Annotated in this window: 14 protein-coding genes; 9 read left to right on the top strand and 5 right to left on the bottom strand. The window is 52.4% G+C overall.

All coding sequences use genetic code 11. From position 1 onward, the window contains the following. The first annotated feature begins 45 nt into the window (after positions 1-45). Positions 46-2154, top strand: coding sequence for a leucine-rich repeat domain-containing protein (locus BMX22_RS04055; protein WP_074740882.1), 2109 nt, complete (start codon positions 46-48; stop codon positions 2152-2154). Then, the gene (locus BMX22_RS04050) at positions 2129-3514 is read left to right on the top strand and encodes a leucine-rich repeat domain-containing protein (RefSeq protein ID WP_074740880.1); all 1386 of its coding nucleotides are present in this window, start codon (positions 2129-2131) and stop codon (positions 3512-3514) included. The genes BMX22_RS04055 and BMX22_RS04050 overlap by 26 nt, the downstream gene beginning before the upstream one ends. 72 nt (positions 3515-3586) lie before the next feature. Here BMX22_RS04050 and BMX22_RS04045 read toward each other — a convergent pair whose 3' ends face one another. Next, entirely contained in the window at positions 3587-6310 is a 2724-nt protein-coding gene (locus tag BMX22_RS04045) for a hypothetical protein (protein WP_074740878.1), read from the bottom strand. Between the two features lie 74 nt (positions 6311-6384). Next, positions 6385-8496: an efflux RND transporter permease subunit gene (locus tag BMX22_RS04040; protein ID WP_074740876.1), complete on the bottom strand. Its 2112-nt coding sequence runs from the start codon at positions 8494-8496 to the stop codon at positions 6385-6387. 250 nt (positions 8497-8746) lie between these two features. On the opposite strand from BMX22_RS04040, the gene BMX22_RS04035 reads away from it, so the two are divergent. Beyond that, a complete protein-coding gene (locus BMX22_RS04035; protein ID WP_074740874.1) occupies positions 8747-9364 on the top strand; it encodes a TetR/AcrR family transcriptional regulator in 618 nt (205 codons plus the stop codon). A gap of 44 nt (positions 9365-9408) precedes the next feature. Here BMX22_RS04035 and BMX22_RS04030 read toward each other — a convergent pair whose 3' ends face one another. Beyond that, a complete protein-coding gene (locus tag BMX22_RS04030; RefSeq protein ID WP_074740872.1) occupies positions 9409-9741 on the bottom strand; it encodes a hypothetical protein in 333 nt (110 codons plus the stop codon). A 125-nt stretch (positions 9742-9866) separates the two neighbouring features. Here BMX22_RS04030 and BMX22_RS04025 point away from each other — a divergent pair, with 125 nt between their 5' ends. Further along, positions 9867-10514 carry a zinc ribbon domain-containing protein gene (locus tag BMX22_RS04025; protein ID WP_074740870.1) on the top strand — a complete coding sequence of 216 codons (648 nt, stop codon included), beginning with the start codon at positions 9867-9869 and terminating at the stop codon, positions 10512-10514. Between the two features lie 83 nt (positions 10515-10597). Here the strand turns inward: BMX22_RS04025 and BMX22_RS04020 are convergent, their stop codons facing one another. Then, positions 10598-12838, bottom strand: coding sequence for a cellulase family glycosylhydrolase (locus BMX22_RS04020; RefSeq protein ID WP_074740868.1), 2241 nt, complete (start codon positions 12836-12838; stop codon positions 10598-10600). Between the two features lie 230 nt (positions 12839-13068). On the opposite strand from BMX22_RS04020, the gene BMX22_RS04015 reads away from it, so the two are divergent. From BMX22_RS04015 to BMX22_RS15770, 5 genes are read left to right on the top strand one after another with little or no spacing between them, the layout of a single operon-like run. Next, the gene (locus tag BMX22_RS04015; protein WP_074740866.1) at positions 13069-13560 is read left to right on the top strand and encodes a hypothetical protein; all 492 of its coding nucleotides are present in this window, start codon (positions 13069-13071) and stop codon (positions 13558-13560) included. A gap of 16 nt (positions 13561-13576) precedes the next feature. Continuing rightward, positions 13577-15994 carry a glycosyltransferase family 4 protein gene (locus BMX22_RS04010; RefSeq protein ID WP_074740864.1) on the top strand — a complete coding sequence of 806 codons (2418 nt, stop codon included), beginning with the start codon at positions 13577-13579 and terminating at the stop codon, positions 15992-15994. A 29-nt stretch (positions 15995-16023) separates the two neighbouring features. Then, positions 16024-16812, top strand: a complete 789-nt coding sequence (locus BMX22_RS04005) for an ABC transporter permease (RefSeq protein WP_074740862.1) — start codon at positions 16024-16026, stop codon at positions 16810-16812. Between the two features lie 10 nt (positions 16813-16822). Further along, positions 16823-17560: an ABC transporter ATP-binding protein gene (locus BMX22_RS04000; RefSeq protein WP_074740860.1), complete on the top strand. Its 738-nt coding sequence runs from the start codon at positions 16823-16825 to the stop codon at positions 17558-17560. A 9-nt stretch (positions 17561-17569) separates the two neighbouring features. Further along, a complete protein-coding gene (locus BMX22_RS15770; protein ID WP_318259674.1) occupies positions 17570-18208 on the top strand; it encodes a CPCC family cysteine-rich protein in 639 nt (212 codons plus the stop codon). 42 nt (positions 18209-18250) lie between these two features. On the opposite strand, the gene BMX22_RS03990 is transcribed toward BMX22_RS15770, so the two are convergent. Next, complete coding sequence (locus tag BMX22_RS03990; protein WP_074740858.1) at positions 18251-19033, bottom strand: hypothetical protein; 783 nt, start codon at positions 19031-19033, stop codon at positions 18251-18253. Between the last annotated feature and the right edge of the window lie 248 nt (positions 19034-19281).

Here is a 19281-nt window from a genome sequence, read left to right as displayed (position 1 = left end):
TTTGATGTCTAATTATGCAGAAATGCAAAAAAGAGAGGGAAAAACATGAAAAACCACAAAAAGACGGCTGCTTTCCTTATGGGACTGCTTCTCTGTCTCGGAAATACCGCTCTCCCCATGATGTCGGGCTATGCTGCGGATGAGGAGACCTCCGCTGTCTCCGATGAAGCCGAGACTGCTCCCGACGAGGAACCCGAAGGCGAGGAGGAAGGCGGTTTCCGCTATATCGTTGACACTGACGGCAATGCCGTTATCATAGGCAATACTCTCGAGGACAAGGAGATCACGGTGCCCGATACCCTCGGCGGCAAGCCTGTTACCGAGCTCGCTACGGACGCGTTTCTCGGCAGCCATGCTGAAAAGATAATCATTCCCGTGGGCATAGAGTACATATCCACCGACGACCCATTCGCCTCCTGCCTCAACCTTACCGAGATAGAGGTCGCGGCTGACAACAAGAATTACCGCTCTGAAGACGGTGTGCTCTTCTCAAAGGATATGAAGAAGCTGTTGCATTATCCCTGTGCGAACGAGCGCGAAAGCTATGCTGTTCCCGAAGGGACAGAGGAAATAGGCGTCGCAGGCTTTGCCGAGTCAAGGCTGAAGAAGATAACTCTTCCGAGCTCGCTGAAAACTGTCGGACGCCATTCGTTCAGCTTCTGCTCCTTCCTTGAAGAGATAGATATGAGCGGCACAGCTATCGAGTACATCGATGTTATGGCTTTCATCAAGGATACCGCACTCACCTCCGTCAAGTTCTCCGACTCTACGACCGAGATCGCTCTTGCGGCATTCTTCGGCTGCTCGAAGCTCGCTGAGGTCGAGCTTCCCCCGCAGATAGCCGTCATCAGACAGAGCGCCTTCGCGGGTACCGCCCTCAAACAGGTAACTATCCCCGCTTCTATCGAGGAGATAGGCTACTGTGCATTCGGCTATGACGAGAACGAGAATATGGACAGCGACTTCGTCATCATAGGTACTCCGGGCACTATCGCCGAGCAGTACTGCAAGGACGCTGACAATGAATACGGCTATCAGAACGATTTCACCTTCAAGTCTGTTGCTGCTGCCGAGGCGGAGGAGGACTACAACAAGCTTGACAAGCACTCCTATGAGGACTACGAATACGCCCTCATAGACGGCGAGGCTTATATCACCTTCTGCGTGTCTATGGACGATGTCATCACCGTCCCCGCCGAAATGGACGGGCATCAGATAGTCGGTCTGTACAAGGGCGCTTTCGTTACGAATGAGGCGAGCGAGATAATCCTGCCCGAAGGTCTGAAAACTATCGGCGAGAATATGTTCTCTTCAAACCTGAAAAAGCTCACCATCCCTGGAAGCTGTGAGTACATTGAGGGCAGCGAACCCTTTGTGGACTGCGCCGCTCTTGAGTCGATAACCGTGACCGAAGGCGAGGGCGGAGCATTCTCGTCACAGGACGGTGTGCTCTATGATACCGACAAGAAAACTATCCACGTTTACCCCCGCGGCAAGCAGGACAAGAAGTTCACGGCTCCTGCAAGCGCAGAGGAAATATCCATGTCTGCTTTCTGCGGCAATCCATACCTCGAAGAGGTCGATATATCACACGTGAAAAAGATAGGCAGCTACGCATTCGAGACCTGTGACAAGCTCAGCAAGGTCAAATTTTCAAATGACCTTGAGTCTGTCGGCTACTGTGCGTTCTTCGCCTGCCCCGAGCTGAAAAGCGTGCGTCTCGGTGAGAAACTCGCCGACATCGCCGATTATGCCTTCGGCTACGTATACGACTCTCAGCTTGCAACGGAGATACAGAACGGCGTATCAAGCGCAGAGAACCCCTACTCCGTTATTGAGGGCTACACCATATACACCAATGAGGATACGACTGCCTACAAGTACGCTAAAGCTTGCGGCATAAACGTTGTCACCAATACTGTCGGCATCGCAGACGCGAACGTAAACAGGGGATTCCTGTACGTTATAATAGGCATTATCGCGGCGGCAGTGCTCGGTACCATAGGAGTTGTGACGGGCAAGTCGATGAAGAAGAAAAAGGCTTCCGCTCCCGCAGGAAAAAAGGCAGCTGTCAAGCCTGAAAAAGCAGAGGAAAAAGCCACCGAGAACGACGGAGAGGAGGCAGATGATGAAGCTGACGAAGAGGATAACTAAGCTCGCGGCGGCAGTGCTCTGCACCGTGTTGTTCGCAGGCTCGCTCACAAGCTTCCCCGCGTTTGCGGTCGTCGACAACGCAGAGGTCGGTGAGGAGCTCTCCGACGGCAGCTTCACCTATGAGCTCATAGACGGTACGTACACGATAACAAAATGCGATACGACCTCTATCCTTACCGAAGTGCCCGAGCTCCGCAACGGCTACGCTATAACCGCCATAGCTGACAATGCTTTCCAGAGCTGCACCTACATCGAGGAGCTCAACATTCCCGATACCATAACCGATATAGGTTCAAATGCCTTCGCAGGCTGCACCTCACTGAAAAAGGTGACGCTCCCGAGCCGTATCACCAAGCTTGAAACAGGTGTGTTCATGGGCTGCACAAGGCTCGAATCGGTGGATATCCCCGACAAGGTCAGCACGATAGGCAATTATGCCTTCTACAACTGCTCGAAGCTCAAAAAAGTCAAGCTCCCGGGCGAGCTCAGTTCTATCGGCGCTATGGCTTTTGCCCAGTGCAGCAGCATCACCGACATAGACTCCTCAAAATGCGGTGCTTTTGTGTTTGAGGACGGCATACTCTACAACAGCAGTATGCAGAACATCTACCGTGCATCCACAGACCTCAGCGGCGAGGTCTACATAAGAAACGAGGTCAAGTACATCGAACCCGGCGCTTTCTCGGTATGCGTTAAGATGACGGAGCTCTACCTCCCCTCGTCCGTGACAGACATCGGAGAAAGTGCTTTCAGCTACTGCACGAGCCTGAAAAAAATCGACTTCAACTCAGGTCTGACCAATATCGCACCTATCGCTTTCAAATACTGCACGGCGCTCGAATCGCTCGACTTCCCGATAACGCTCGACACTATCGGCGACGGAGCTTTCCTCGGATGCTCCTCTCTGAACAAGGCTGTCATCCCCGAAGGCGTGTCAGCTATCGGCGAGGGTGCTTTCCTTGACTGTCCCGAGCTCGCTCAGGTGAATATGCCCAAAAGCGTCAGCAAGATAAGTCAGCACGCTTTCGGCTATACCCTCGACGCGGAAGGGGAGTACGTCGCTGACAAGTCCTTCAAAATGAGCGTGTTCACAGGCAGTGCGGGCGAGAGCTACGCGCGGACAAACAAGCTCGACTTCTCCTACGTGGACAAGAGCCTGAAGCGGTACGCCTTCCTTATCGTGGCTGCTGCACTGCTGCTCGCCGCAATAGTGCTCGCGGTAGTTCTCATGGCAAAGGGCAGAAAGAGCCCGTCAAAGTCCGCTAAGAAGGCAGAGCAGGAACGCCTTGAGGAGGAGAGCTATGAAAAAATACTCGACGACTCGGACGAGGCCCCGAAAAACGAAAAGAATAAAGAATAAAGAAAAAGCGGGATAGATGACTCTATCCCGCTTCTTCTTTTTATATATGAGGAACTATTATGAATGAAACTGTCAATTTGATGTGCCGTCAAATACGTAGATGAACTTCACGCTGCCGTCCATATCATCCGACTTGCCCGAGAATGTGCCGTAATCCTTGGCAGCATCACGTACTGCCTTAAAGCGCTCGGTGATATCGGGCAGAGCCTCGTCCATGACCTCGCTCAGCTTGCTGATACCCTCGTCGTTGAACTTGTTCATGCCGTCGTTGAGCTGCTTTGCACCGTCCTTCAGCTGACCGATACCGCTTGTGAGAGCGGGTACGCTGTCGTGAAGAGTACCTATTCCCGTGTACAAAGCTCCCGCGCCGCTGTTGAGCTGCTCCGCGCCCGTGCTGAGCTTGAGCATATTCTGATATATCGTATCAGCACCGCCGCCAAGCTGACCGCTTGCAGTAACGAGCTGACCGAGACCGTTGTCAAGAGCATACGAACCCGCATAAGCCTGACCTATGCCGTCGTTGAGAGCTCCTGCGCCCGCATAGAGCTGCGCTGTGCCGCTCTTCAGGTCATATGCGCCCGCAGAGAGCTGTGCAAGTCCGCTGTTGAGTGAGGTATTGCCCGCGGAGAGCTGTGCGATGCCCGCGATGAGCTGCTCAAGTCCGCCTGTGAGGCTGCCGCTGCCCGACGAGAGTGCAGCTATGCCGCCGTCGAGCTGTACCGCACCGTCTGATACCGACTTAGCACCTGCCGCGAGCTGTAATGACGAGCCCGAGAGCTTGTCTGCACCCGCCGCGAGAGCTTTGCCGCCCTCGTCAAGCTGTGCCATTCCCTGCTGCAACTGAGAAGTGCCTGTCTGAGCCGCGCCAAGACCTGCGGAGAGCTTGTCAAGTCCGCCGCCTATCTCCTTAGCGCCCGCTGAGAGCGAGCCCGCACCCGTGTTGAGCTGACCTGCGCCCGCGGATACTGCTGCTGCACCGTCTTTGAGCTGCCCGCCGTCCTTCATGGAGGCAGCTATCTGCTTCTGTGAATCTATCGTCTTTTGTAAAGTGCCGACCGCGACTGCGAGCTCCTGTGAGGGAGAAGCCTGATACAATGCCTGCAATGCCGCGAGAGCCTGTTCGTTGGCAGCTATAGTTGCGTCAAGACCTTCACCTGCTGCGCCTATGCCCGCTGTGAGCTGTTCTGCGCCCTGTGCTACCTGTGATGCTCCTGCCGCGAGCTGGTCTGCCCCAGTTGTGAGCTGTGAAGCTCCCGCACTGAGCGTATCCGCACCCGATTTTGCGGAAGCTATACCTTCTGAGAGCGAGTCTGCGCCAGACTTTGCGGAGCTGATACCTGTTGAGAGCTGCCCCGCAGAGCTGCTGAGCGTTGCCGCGCCCTCGGAGAGAGCTGCTGCCCCCGTGGAAACCTGTGCGGAGCCGTCTTTGAGCTTGGAGCTGCCGTCAGCAAGAGTGCCGATACCGCCGCCGAGCTGCGCCGCCCCTTCGGAAAGTGCCTGAGAACCTTTATTCACCTCTGCGAAGCCTTTTACCAGTTCGTCGGAGCCTGTTTTTGCATCTGAAAGACCGCTTTCCAGTGCCTCAGCACCTTTATTCACCTTTTCCGCTCCGCTCACAAGTTCGCCCGAGCCGTCCTTCACCTGTCCGAGACCGCTCACAAGCTTGCCCGAGCCGTCCTTCGCGGAGCTGACTCCCTCGCCGAATTCAGCTGTAGACTCCGAGAGAGTCTTGGTACCGTCTGCGAGCTGCTTTGCGCCGCTGCTGAGGTCGCCCGTCCCCTTTTGGAGCTGCTGTGAACCGTCATAGAGCTTGTCGATACCGCTCGTGAGGTCGCCAGACTTTTCAGCAAGTTCACCGATACCGTCGTACAGCTTAGCTGTGCCTTCGGTGAGCTGAGCCGCACCGTCGCTGAGCTCGCGCAGCTTGCCTTCGAGGTCGCCCATATCGAAATTGTCATCGAGTTCAAGCTGCGAGAATATCTCGTTCGATACGACCGTTACGGAAGTGTTCATCTCGAAATTCTTGACGTCCGCAGAGAGCTCGAAGCTCTCGGGGAGCTGTATGTCCATTGACTTTACCTCGTCAAGAGCGAGGCTCTCGGTCAGTCCGGGGAATGCCGCTCCTACCGCGATGAGCCTGTTGCCGTCTGATATGACCTTTCCGTTTGTGACCTCAACATTCATGAATCTCTCCGTGTCGAGGACTGCTGCGCTCGCTGCCATGAAAGGCACGTAGAGCTCAGTCTTTTTGCCGTTTATTTCTTTTGTAACTTTCTGTTTGTTCGTGTAGTCCCAGCGGATAGTGATGTGACCGCTCTTACCTGCGAGTTCGGCGGGGGATATCTCCCTGCCGTCAAGGAAGTAGGTTATTTTCACGTCCACGGGAAGTTCTTTATCTGTAGTGCCCTTGTAATAGATATCGCTGCCGTCTGCGTTCCAGTCGAGGGAATCGCCCGACTGCGTGAACTTCTCATCGCCCTTGACATTGACGATGTCATTAAGGTCTGAGATGTCACTGATACTGCTCAGTGCAGGGGCGTTCTTCAGCCAGTCGCTGACAACAACATTCTTCACGGACGAATCCGTGTTGCAGAGGACGTACACTGTCTCGTCCTTGTATGCCTCGCTGTCTGAGGGAGTCCTTGCCGCCGACTGAGCGGGCTTGTCGGACTTGTCTGCGGAGCTGTCGGAACTCTCCGACTTGCTGCCGCTCTTCGCGTATGCGATAGAGCCTGTAGCTGCTGCCGATACTGCGACTGCAAGAGCCGCTGCTGCTATTCTCTTGAAATTTTTCATAAATGTCATTCCTCTCTATATGAACTGATATATATGTGTTCCTATTGGTTTCGTGCCTGAAGAAGTTTCTTTTTTCAATGGCTGAATACGTGCAGATGAGGTCTGTTTGAGCTTCTTTCCTCCTTCGGCAGGAAGCCCGCGCTCGTCTTGCATATCACCTTGTCAAATACCATAAACATCGACGGCAGCACCGCTATTACTACAACCATCGAGATGAGAGCTCCGCGAGAGAGAAGTACGCACAGCGATGATATCATTCCTATCTTTGAGTAGAGAGCTACGCCCACGGTCGCGGCGAAGAATCCCAGTGCCGAAGTGATGACCGAGCGCACCGACGTCGCCAGTGCTATGCCAACGGCTTCTTTTTTGTCCTTGCCGCTTGAACGCTCTGTGCGGTATCTTGTGGTCATCAGTATCGCATAGTCGACCGTCGCGCCGAGCTGTATGGTTCCGATAACGACCGAGGCAATGAACGGAAGCTCGGTGCCTGTGTAGTAGGAGATACCGAGGTTTATCATTATCGCGAGCTCGATGACAGCTACCAGTATCACAGGAAGCGATACCGACTTGAACGTGAAGGCGATTATCAGGAATATCGCTGCTATCGAAAGCACACTGACCACCTTGAAATCACGATTCGTTATCTCGATGAGGTCCTTTGTTGCGGGAGCCTCGCCGATGAGCATACCGTTCGTGTCGTACTTCTGAACAATGCTGTTGAGCTGAGCGACCTGTGCGTTGACCTCGTCGGATGCCACCTCATATTCCGAGCCGATGAGCATCAGCTGATGTCCCTCGCTCTTGAGCTTGCTCCTTATGCTGTCGGGGACTATCTCATCGGGGATAGCGGGTCCGACCAGCGTATTGTATCCGAGGGTGAACTGAACGCCGTCCACGTCGTTCATCTCATTGAGCATAGCCGTTGCTTTTTTCGCGTCCATATCAGAGTCAACGAGGAGGATATGCGTGCTGTTCATGTGGTACTCTTCCTCAAGCTTCATATTTGCGGTAACGCTTTCAAGCTCCTTGGGGAGCGTACTGTCGAGCTTGTAGTAAACTCCGTAGTGAGTGTATCCGAAAAATGCGGGTATCACCAGCACGACTGCGAGCGTGAGGAAAACTCCCGAGTGCTTGACGATGAATGAAGAAGTTTTTGAGAAGCTCGGCATGAAGTCGCGGTGCGAGGTCTTTTCGATAGACTTGTCGAAAATGAGTATCATCGACGGAAGCACTGTTATGCAGGCGATAACGCCGCAGATAACGCCCTTTGCCATTACTATGCCGAGGTCAAGTCCGAGCGTGAAGCTCATGAAGCACATCGCAAGGAATCCAGCGACTGTTGTGAACGAGCTGCTGACTACCGATGTTACCGTAGCAGCAATCGCGTGAGCCATAGCCTCGACCTTGCTGTCGGGGAAGTGCTCCTGCTGCTCCTTGTAGCTGTGCCAGAGGAATATCGAATAGTCCATGGTAACACCGAGCTGGAGCACCAGTGCGAGCGCCTGAGTAATAAATGATATCTCGCCCATCACGAAGTTGGTCCCGAGGTTCCAGACTATCGCGATGCCTATACTCAGCATAAAGAATATCGGTATCAGGAAGCTGTCCATCGTAAGCACGAGCACCGCGCTCGTAAGAATAACAGCGATGACAGCATAGATTATCGACTCGCTGTCGGAGAGGTGCTTCATATCGGTAGTTATGGCACTCATTCCGCTGATGAAGCACTGCTCGGAGGTGATGTCCCTCATCTCGTCTATCGCATTGAGCGTCCTGTCAGCGGAGGTCGATTCCTCAAAGAATACAGCCATGAGCGTCGTATCGCCCTTGTTGAAGAAACTGCGCACCTTGTCGGGGAGCACCTCCTTCGGAACATTGAGGTCTGTCAGTGATTCGTAGCAGACAACATTTGATACGCCGTCCACCCGAGAAAGCTTATCGGCGGTATCGGCGATCTCCCGTTCGGTCATTCCGTCCACCATCACGAACGAAAAGCCGCCTTGTCCGAACTCGTCTATCAGTATGTCCTGACCTACCATAGTGTTTATGTCCTTGGGCAGGTACGAGAGGATGTCGTAGTTGACCCTCGTATTAATGTACCCGAAAGCTGAAGGTATCAGCAAAAGCACGCCTATCAGCAGTATCAGGATACGGTGCTTTGCGATGAACTCACCAAATCTGAGCATAATATCGTCCCCCTTTAAAAATGGTTCATAATGATTTGCTTCTGTAATATAGTATATTCTAAAAATGACCAGAAGTCAATAATCTGGCAAGACAAAAATGACTTTTGGTCACAATTTTGTATACCTGCACAAATCAGGCTTTAAAAAATTGTGACCAATAGTCATTTTTGCAAGCTTGACACTGTCGGGATTATGCGATATAATGAGTTTGATGAAAATTTCGCACGATTCGCACGCGTGGGAGGAAAAAATGGGAAAAGTCGATGTAAACAAGCAGCAGAAGGAATCATCCCTGCTCAAGACCGCCTTCGAGTTCTTCACGACCAAAGGCTTCAGCAAGACATCTATCTCCGACATCGCAGGCAAGGCAGGCGTAGCCAAGGGCACGTTCTACCTCTACTTCAAGGATAAGTACGACATAAGAAACAAGCTCATAGCACACAAGTCCAGCCAGCTCTTCATGAACGCCATGAATGAGCTCGGCCCCGATATAAAGAAATACACATACGAGGAAAGAATACTGCGCATTGTCGACAATATCATAAACCAGCTCAACGAGAACCAGTCCCTGCTGACGTTCATCTCCAAGAACCTGAGCTGGGGAGTGTTCAAGTCTGCGCTGACGTCGCCAGCCTCCGAAAACGATATCAATTTCAGTCAGGTATACGAAATGATGATAATGGAGGCTCCCTACAAGCTCCGCGACCCCGAAATAATGCTCTTCATGATAATCGAGCTGGTGTCGTCGACGTGCTACTCGGCGATACTCTACAAGGACCCCTGCTCGCTGGCAGAGCTCAAGCCGTACCTCTACAATACGGTAAAGCTGATAATTGCTCAGCACAAGGCAGAAGGACCGAAAGAATAAGAAACGGCTGACAGGTATTATCTGTCAGCCGTTTTTTGTGATATTCAGGGACGTTTTTTGCCGCAATCGGGGCAGAATTTGCTTTTCAAGCCTGTTGTGCCGCAAGTGCAGCTCCAAGGCGTATCAGCTATCGGGCGCTTGGTACCGCAGTTCGTACAGAATTTGCCGCCTGTGCAGCGGCTGCCGCATACGCAGACCCATTCATCACCAACAGCAGGAGTCGGCTGCATCCCCATCATACCCATGTTGGGGATATTGCTGTCCGTGTTCATAAAGCTGCCCATAAATCCCAAAGCAGCGCCCATTGTCGCCATTTCCTGCATATTCTCGGGAGTGAGCCCCGCGTCAGGTGTTCCGACAAGTCCGAAATACTGCATAACGACACCTCCTTTTACCTCCATTATATAGATTCGGGGACAAATTGTCAATAGGTTTGCACAAATACTTGAATCCTTGTGAAAAATGTAGTATAATATGTATAACCAAATGAGGAGGTATACATATGTCCAAGATATGCCGCAACTGTAATTCGCTTCTTCTCGATACCGCAAGCTTCTGCAACAACTGCGGAGCCCGCGTTGCCGACAATGTATTCGACAGCGAAACCATGAAAAAATGCGAACACTGCGAGGCAGTTCTGCCCAAGAATGCACGGTTCTGCACTAACTGCGGACTTCCCGTAGGAGTTCCCGAGGCACAGGGATATGCGGGAAAGTGCGAACGCTGCGGAACATGGCTGAAAGTGAACGCGCAGTTCTGCACTAACTGCGGCAGACGCGTAGCCGTGCAAACGTACAATTTCACTCAGCAGCCGTCTGCTCCAGTACAGGCTGCCGCAGTCTCAGCCGCAGTGACGCCTGCCGTTACTCAGCCACCGACGAACGATACCGTATACGCTCCCATTGCCGAGGAGCCGCCGCAGCCGAAGGTACTGCCTCCCCTGAACAGCCGTCCTACGCGCAAGAACGACTACGAGGACGATATGAAGATAGACATGGATTTCGACCTTCCGCCTGCTGACATGATAGTCCGTCCCGAGCCTGCCGCAGAGGTCATCGACGGCGTTCCCGCAGAGGAGATAGCAGATATGACGCCCGCGGAGGAAGCTCCCGCAGACGAAACGGAGGTATTGTCGGGCGAGGTGATATGAACTTGCAGGGACGCCCTGTAAACCTACGCAAGTACACAGTATTTTCAACGAAAAAAGAGCACCGATGGTGCTCTTTTTTTATGTTAAGCATTGTTTTTGGGAACTTCGGGGAGACTTGTTATCGCCTTTGCATCGTACTTCTGTATCGCAAGTGCGTCCATTGCGGTTATACCGTCGCCGGGGTTGTAGCAGTCAGCGTTGTCGAGCCCCTTCCCCTTGAGCCCGTACTTGTCCTTATTGGCGATATATTGGAGTATAGCCACTGCGTCCGCAACGGACACCTTTCCGTCGGTGTTGGCGTCGCCGTACATAACAACGTCTTCGGTATTCTTCTCTGTTCCCGAAAGACCTGTTGTGCAGGTAGTAGTACCGCCGCCCTCTACGACCTTTACCGTAAAGCTGGTCATAGCCTGCGGATACGCCTTCGCGGAGACGTATATCTTATACGTGCCCGCCTTGGTGTTATCGAACCAGGAGGAGTCCACGATGAAATACTGCGAATCGAGCGGCTGTGAGAACGTATCCCACATCGCGCCCTCCTCGGAAATGCCCGAAGCGGAAGCAATTCCGCCCGTAAGGTCGAGCTCCTCGCCGATATTGTATGTGCCCTTTGTCGGGGGCTTTTCAATAATTACGTTTCCGGTAGCCGTAATCCTTGTAGACGGATGTGTGGTAGTTGTAGTATCGGGCTGGGTAGCAGTTGTTGTTGTCTGTGTGGTCGTTGTAGCTGTCGGAGCGGTAGTCGAATCTACGGGGACGGTCTGACCCGCACCCTTGGTGCCGCCGTTGATGTTGCTGCCCTCGGAGGCTGCATACTTGCCGTAGTAGTCGTTGAGCGAGAGTCCGTCTGCACCGAGCGCTGTCTGGTGGTCGAGACCTATGAACTTGCCCGAGCTGGAGGTCTGCCAGAGCGACTCCTCAAAGAGCGAGTATTTATTGCTGTCCCAGTTCATAAAGGTAGAGTCAAGAAGACCGCCTGTATCGCCCGAATTGGGGTTGATGCACCAGAAGGTGTGGTTGATGTGGTTTTTGATCATGTAGTCACGAAGGAGCTCCATCCACTTCTGGTTCGGACCCTTGTCCATATGACCGCCCCACTCGCCGATGAGCAGCGGAGCTATATCCTTGTCATTGATATATGCCCATGTGTCATACCAGTAATCGTCGAGGAGGGTCTGCTCGCTGAAGTCCTTGTCGAACCACGACTGAGCATATACCGACGGACCGTAGTCGTGCGGCGAGTATACTATCTGACCTGAATCGGGAAGAACGGGAAGGTCCTTTACTCCGCGGAGATTGCCTCCCCACCATGCGCCGTACCAGCGCTCCTCACCCGCTGCGGGCTGGAACTTGTCGGCGTCATTCCATGTTATGTTCCTGTCGAGCATGGGAGACTGCTCGATGCCCTCGATGAGTATAAGGGCGTGCGGATTAACCTTGAGGATCGACTTCGCGCACTCCTCGGAGGAATACTTCCAGTTGTTCTTGTCGGTGGAGTTATCCCACTTAGCCATATTCGACGGGCAGGTCGTGCCGTTGTAGCCGCGCTTGCCGTGGGGCTCGTTCTTGAGGTCGTAAGCGAGGATAGTATCGTCGTTCGCATACTGCTCGGCGAGCCATGTTATGGAATCCTTCCAGTCGTCCCACGTTATCTGCTTCTCGGAGAAGTGACCTGTTGCCATGCCTCCGCAATCCTCAGCCGTGGGCTCGTAGTACCAGAGGTTGTAGTTATGTCCCGAATTGTGCGAAGCGGGGCTGTGAACGTCGATGAGTGCCTTTACGCCGTACTTCTTGCACTTCTGGATGATGACCTTGAATATCTCGTAGCTGTTTTTGAGCGTCTTGCCGTCAGCTTCGACGAATTCGCGGTTGATGTTGCCGTATTTTCCCGCGGGAGTTACCGTACCGTCCTCACCTATCTCGTCCTGCGGCGGGTTATAGCTCGCCTGAACGGAGCTTACGGGGAGCGGGTCGCCGTCCATCCACGAGAGCAGGAGCTCCGTAGAAACGGGGAAACGAATTATATTGATACCGTGGTCGGCAATCGTAGAGAGCATATCGTCTACATCTCTGGCATAAAGTCCGTGAGGAACATTCTCGGTACAGTTCATGCCGAACCAGTTAGCTCCCGTGAGCCAAACCTGATTGCCGTTCATGTCGTAGAGCTTGCTGCCCTCTGCGTGGAGCCAGTCGTCATTGCAGTCGTCGACGGCTATGGAACTGATAGTTGGTGCTGTCGCTGCGGGCAGAGCCGAGCCGACCGCCGTTACCATAACGGCAGCGGACGACATCAAAGCCGCAAGCGCCCTTGATACTTTCTTCATGATTATTACCCCTCTCAAAACAGGACGATATTTTTGTTATCCTGTTCATCATAGTCTTATTCTAACATCTTCGGCAGGAATTGTCAATATTGATAATAATGAGGTCGTATATACCGTATAGCGACTCCGAGAAAGATTTGACATATCCGAATACTTATGATATAATAATATGAATATACTGCGAGGTATGAGCAGTATTAAAGCTAAAACTTTTATCCAAGGAGTGTCCGATGAAGGATATTGACATCTATTCGGCGATATATGACATCGTCGACGAGAATATGAAAAATTCGGGCGGTAAGCTCAGCACCTCAAAGGAGCTCGTCCTCAGCACCACCATGGCAGAGCCGGGCAAGGTCGACATTCTCAAGCTTTCGCGTGAGAGAAACAACGAGACCTTTGTCAGAAAGGCTTACATCTTCATGCTCAACCGCCAGATAGACGATACGGCTCTGCGCGCTTGGAAGTCGCAGTATAAACTCCCGCCCGAGGAGTTCCAGCACAATGTCGTTGCCACGATAAAGGACTCGGAGGAATTCTTCAAGAATCAGGTGAAGATGTACAACAACATCTACTCCGAGAACACCTCATTCGGCGGCAGGCTCTCAAATATGGGGCGCCCCGCAGGCATACCCGTCTCAGAACGGCTGCTGAAGGTCTACCGCAAAATGCCGCCGTTCATGAAGAACGCCGCCAAAAAGATACTTGGCGTAAAGCGATGAAAGGGATACCGATTAAATGAAGATATATATGGACCTCTCCACCATCATGCAGGTGGACTTCATCACAGGCATACAGCGCGTGGTGAGGGAGATAACCGTCAGAATGATGCAGCACACGGAGCACGAATTCTATCTGCTCACATACTCCTGCAAGAACAACTGCTTCCTGCGCCTGAGCAACGAGCGCTTCCTCGACTACTTCCTCGAGGGCAAGGGCGAAAAGGGCGCGATACTCACCCCCGAAAAGATAGGCTACCGTGATATTCCGTCGGGAGCCGTGTTCTTCGAGCTCGACAGCGTGTGGAACGCGCTGCTGAAAAGAAGCTTTCTTTTCCCTGTTCTGAAACAGAACGGCGTGAAAATAGTAACTCAGGTCTATGACCTCATCCCAATAACCGACCCGAAGTTCTGCCATGAGAACACCTGCACGAACTTTATGGTGTATATCGGTGCTAACCTCAAATACGCCGACCTCATCATCACCTCCGCGCAGACTACAATAGATGTACTCAACGACCTCACCGACAAAATGGGGCTCGACAGGAAAAATGCCACCGTAGTCGGACTTTCGAGCGATTTCTCGAAAAATAACGGCTCCGAAGGCACTGTTGACCCCGCAGTCGAAAAGATAACAGCGAACAGCAAGTACCTGCTCATGCTCGGCACGATAGAGCCCCGCAAGAACCATGCACTCGTTATCGACGCTCTCGAAAGCGGACTCGCGGATGCAGGCGTTAAGGCTGTCTTCGCAGGACGCATCGGCTGGAACGTCAAGGCGCTCGAAAAGCGTATCAAGACCCACCCGCTCTTCAACAAGAGCCTGTTCTTCGTTGAGAGCCCCGACGATGCAACCGTTGACTACCTCTACAAGCACGCGTTCGCAGTCGCGTTCCCGACCTTCAACGAGGGCTTCGGTCTGCCGATGATTGAATCATTCATGCGCGGTACTCCCGTTATCGCCTCCGATATACCCGTACTCCACGAAGTTGCCGGAGACTACGCCGACTACTTCGACCCGCACAGCAAGGAAGACCTTATCCGCTGCGTTAAAGAGCTCCTCAACTCCGAGGAGAAATATGCTGCGAAAAAGGCGCGTCTCAAGGATTACGTCCCCTATACGTGGGACGAAGCCGCCGAGGATATGCTCCGCGCGGTCGAGTCCGTAAATGAGGGCGTCAAGACCGTTCCCGCGGATATAAACGTCAAGCAGCTCGTCTGCCTGACCGCACGAAATGACGATATGCTGGCAACTCTCCCCTTCATCGAGGAATTCATGCCATTCATAACGGAAATGGTGCTCTGCTGTCCCGACAAGAACGTCGAGGAGCTCAAAGAGCGCTATCACGGCCGCCTCGAGCTGAAATTCCTCACGGACAGCCAGATACTCGACGGAAAGCCGCTCCCCGAAGACCACTCCACCCGCAACTACTTCCTGCGCTGTCTCGCGATGAGAAATCCGCTCATAGACGATGTCTTCATCATGACGGACGACGACTACCGCCCCCTCCGCACGCTGACAGTCAGCGACTTTGTCGAAGACGGCAGATACAAGGCTTTCTACTGCTACGACCTCAACGAGTGGCGCGGCACCTATAATAACCCGACATCCTTCGATAAATCCATGAAAAAGAGCTGCAAGTTCCTCAAGGACAACGGCTACCCGACGATGATGTACTCGTCGCACCAGATGCAGATGATAGACAAGCGCATCTTCAACGAGATGACCGCCAAGCATCCCGCGCTCATCAGCAGCGGCTGCTGTGAGTGGTCTACCTACTTCAATTACGGCGTGGGAACATACCCCGATATGTTCAAACCCGTGCCTTACGTGGCTATGGGCTGGCCCGGAGCAAGAAGCGACTGGGACGTATTCGTTCAGCCGACAGAGTTCCTCTTCGAGAACCATTACAGCGTCCTCTATGAACAGGGCAGGGTGTTCGAGGGGCTCCGCGACGACTTCCATGAGAACGTGCTCGAGGAGAATCAGCAGAAGATAATGCGCTTCACAGCCGAGCTTCAGAAGCAGATGGAGTCAAGACAGGTATATAAGGCTTACTGCGAGGCATACTGGCTCCAGTACAGAGAAATGCCGTCTTTTGCCGTTATTGCAGGCAGCAACGGCAACATAGCGATGTGTGCCCCCGTCTACTTTCAGGCGCGCCACAACGGCTGGACTTGTCTGCCGTTCGTAGTCGACAAGAATATAATCGACGTCATAGGCTCGCAGAAGATAGAGCTCACACACTGGTTCACCGATGATGCGGGACACCCGATAACTCCCACGGGAAGAATGTATATTGACCTCAGCGACCTTGATTTCCTCCTCCCCGTAAAGAGCCCCGATGTACCCGAGAGATGCAAGTTCAATATGCGCGTGCTGCTTGAAGATAAAAATATGGCAGCCGATATCACTATCCCCGCAGACATAACATAAACAAAAGAAAAAAGGAAAGGACAGACAAAATGCTTCAAGCCGTAAAAAATGGTATCGAAAAGATAAAAAAGCAGCGGTTCTTGTTTGAAGAGCTCGTCAAGCGCGACTTCAAGAAGAAGTACAAACGCACCGTGCTCGGTATGCTGTGGAGCCTTATCTCTCCGCTAATGCAGCTGCTCGTAATGAGCGTCGTATTCAAGAGCTTCTTCGGAGCAGGTCAGCCGCACTATACGATATACCTCTTCGCGGGCAACCTCACTTACTCCTTCTTCAAAGACTCGACCTACGGCGGAATGAACGCCCTCATGCAGAATGCGGGCATCATCACCAAGATAAACCTGCCGAAGTATATGTTCCTGCTCTCAAAGAACGTTGCCTCACTGATAAACTTCGGACTGACGCTCATCGTCTTCTTCGCCTTCGTGGCAGTCGACGGAGTGCCGTTCCACGTGAGGTTCCTTATGCTGCTTTACCCGATAATCTGCCTCATCGTATTCAACATCGGCTGCGGCTTCATACTCTCGGCGCTGTTCGTCATATTCAAGGACGTGCAGTACCTCTACGACATCTTCACGCTAATGCTGATGTACCTCTCGGCGATATTCTACACGACCGACAACTACAGCGAGAACGTGCAGAAGCTCTTCTATGCCAACCCCATATACGTCTACATCACCTATATCCGCCACATAGTCCTCGACGGCTATATCCCGGGACTCGCGACCCACGGGCTCTGTCTGCTGTATGCAGTCCTCGCACTCGGTATAGGCGCACTGATATACAAGAAATACAACTACAAGTTCATGTACTATATGTAAGGAGAGGGCAATGAAAAAGATAGAGCTTAACAACGTTTCCGTCTCCTATATAGTCGGAGACTTCTCGAACCGCGGTCTCAAAGATGTAGTCATACAGAAGCTGAAGGGACAGTCCACGGCAAAAGAATTCGTAGCCGTGAAAAACGTCACCTTCGCTATAGAAGAAGGCGACCTTCTCGGTATCATCGGCACCAACGGAGCAGGCAAGTCCACGCTCTGCAAGGTGATATCGGGCATCATGCGTCCGACCGAGGGCACTATGGCAGTGCGCGGAAATATCGCCTCGCTGCTCGAGCTCGGTACGGGCTTCGACCCCGACCTCACCGTCAAGGAGAATACCTTTCTCCGCGGAGCTATGCTCGGCTATACCCGCGACTTCATGAATAAAACGTATAAAAGCATAATCGACTTCGCTGAATTGCATGAGTTCGAGGACAGAAAGTTCTCGCAGCTCTCTTCGGGTATGAAATCAAGGCTCGCGTTCTCGATAGCCTGCCTCGTCAACCCCGAGATACTCATTCTTGACGAGGTGCTCTCCGTCGGCGACGGAGCCTTCCGCCAGAAGAGCGAGAAGAAAATGCTTGAAATAATCAAGGGCGGCGCGACGACTCTGCTCGTATCGCACTCGCTCGAACAGATACGCCGTATGTCGACAAAGGTGCTGTGGCTCGACCACGGCAAGCAGATCGCTTTCGGCGAAACACAGGAGATCTGCGACAGATACGCAGAGTTTCTCAAGACTAAGTAGGAGTAAGTCATGACTAAATATCAAATTCTTTTGACGCTCTATCATTTCCTCGACGAAGAGTTTCGGGAAAACAGCGACCGCTCCGAGACATTCAGGGAGTACCTCGGCAGCATCAACCCATACCTGTGGACAGACGGCAAAACTGCCGATCCGTCCTACTACGCCGACTTCATGGAAATAGCCGACACCCTCTTCGAGGACGAGGACTGCACCGTAGACGAGGGCTACAGCTACGCTCGGCAATACCTCAGCGAGCTCGACCGCCGCGAGACCGAAGAGTACGGAACAGGTATCGAAGAGGTCGTACAGGTCTTCTCAGAGTGTACACTTGAGCACTGGAACAGGATCGCCGATAAGCTCCGCGAAAACAAGACACGTAAGAGAAGATGTGCGTGCTGCGGCTGTTATACACTTGAGGAGCCTGAGGGCGGCTATGAAATATGCCCCGTATGCTTCTGGGAGGACGACGCCGTCCAGAACAACGACCCTGAGTTTTCGGGCGGAGCCAACAAGGTCTGCCTGAGAGAGGCACAGGAAAACTTCGAGGAATACGGAGCCTGCACGGAGAGCGCAGTCCCGTTCGTGCGTGAACCGAGTGCAGAAGAAATAAGCGGCATTATCCGCGAACCAGACGACGAAGAAGAATAAAAAGAGCCATAAAGAAGCTTCCGCTTCTTTATGGCTTTTGCTTTATCCAACAGCTGTAGTGGTCGTGGAAGTTGTGTCTGTTTCATTATCTGTGGTGTCGGCAGTGGTCGCAGAATCGCTTGTTTCCGTAGTATCAGTCGTCATTTCCTCGGGAGCAGTTCTCGTGAAGGTGTCGATAAGTCCTACTATCTGCGGATTGGATGACTCATAGGATACGACATACAGCATAGTCTCGTCATCATTGGCAATAAAGAGGCTGTACATGAGCTTGTGTAGCTCATCATACTTGAACTTGACGATAACGGCGTTCTTGCCGTCGATATCAGCATATTCGTAAGCGACCTCGGTAACACTCTGATCTTCCTCAGCAATACGGAGTACGCTCTCAACTTTCGAGTTCACATAATCAGCGTCGCAGGTCTCCATTATCATTGAATCCATAGCGTAATTGCCGTTGTTGATATAGGGCTCGTTCTCATATGTAATGACATCGTCAGAAAGCGCCGAGACGTCCTCATCAAGGAACCAGTCTTCGGGAACGCTGATGTATCCGAATTCATCATTTCCGACGGTCTTGACAGCCACTGTCTGCTCGTCATAGTCCCACGTTACAGGGCTGAGCTCGTCCACTATCCTTTCATCAAGTGACTTTTCCTTATTCTCGGTGGTAAGCTCGGTAACGTGCTCGGTCGTCGGAGCCTGAGTAACGATATTTGGCGGCTCGGGTTTGCTGAGCTTGGCATCATTAAGCTCAGAGTTCCCGCAGCCTGCTGTGATAACAGCCGCAGCCGCAATAACAGCGGCAAAAGCAAATCTCTTCTTCATTTCATATAACCCCTTTTTTCAAAATTTTACATTTCTGCCATAAAACTATAACATAATTTTGGGGCTTTGTCAAGACCAAGGAAAGCCTTAAGGCAATACCGCACAAAGCTTGTGCTGGAGATGCGCCGACAGATTTTTCGTCAGATTGTATAGAAATTCCGCAGGCATACTGACGTATGTCAAGGAATTTCTGTGCAAGATGACGGAAAATATGCAAGCATATACAGTACAAAGCCTTCTGGCGGGCT

It is taken from the genome of Ruminococcus sp. YRD2003 (assembly GCA_900109435.1).
Taxonomy (GTDB): Bacteria; Bacillota; Clostridia; order Oscillospirales; family Ruminococcaceae; genus Ruminococcus; species Ruminococcus flavefaciens_G.
This window is presented reverse-complemented; position numbering and strand designations above follow the sequence as displayed.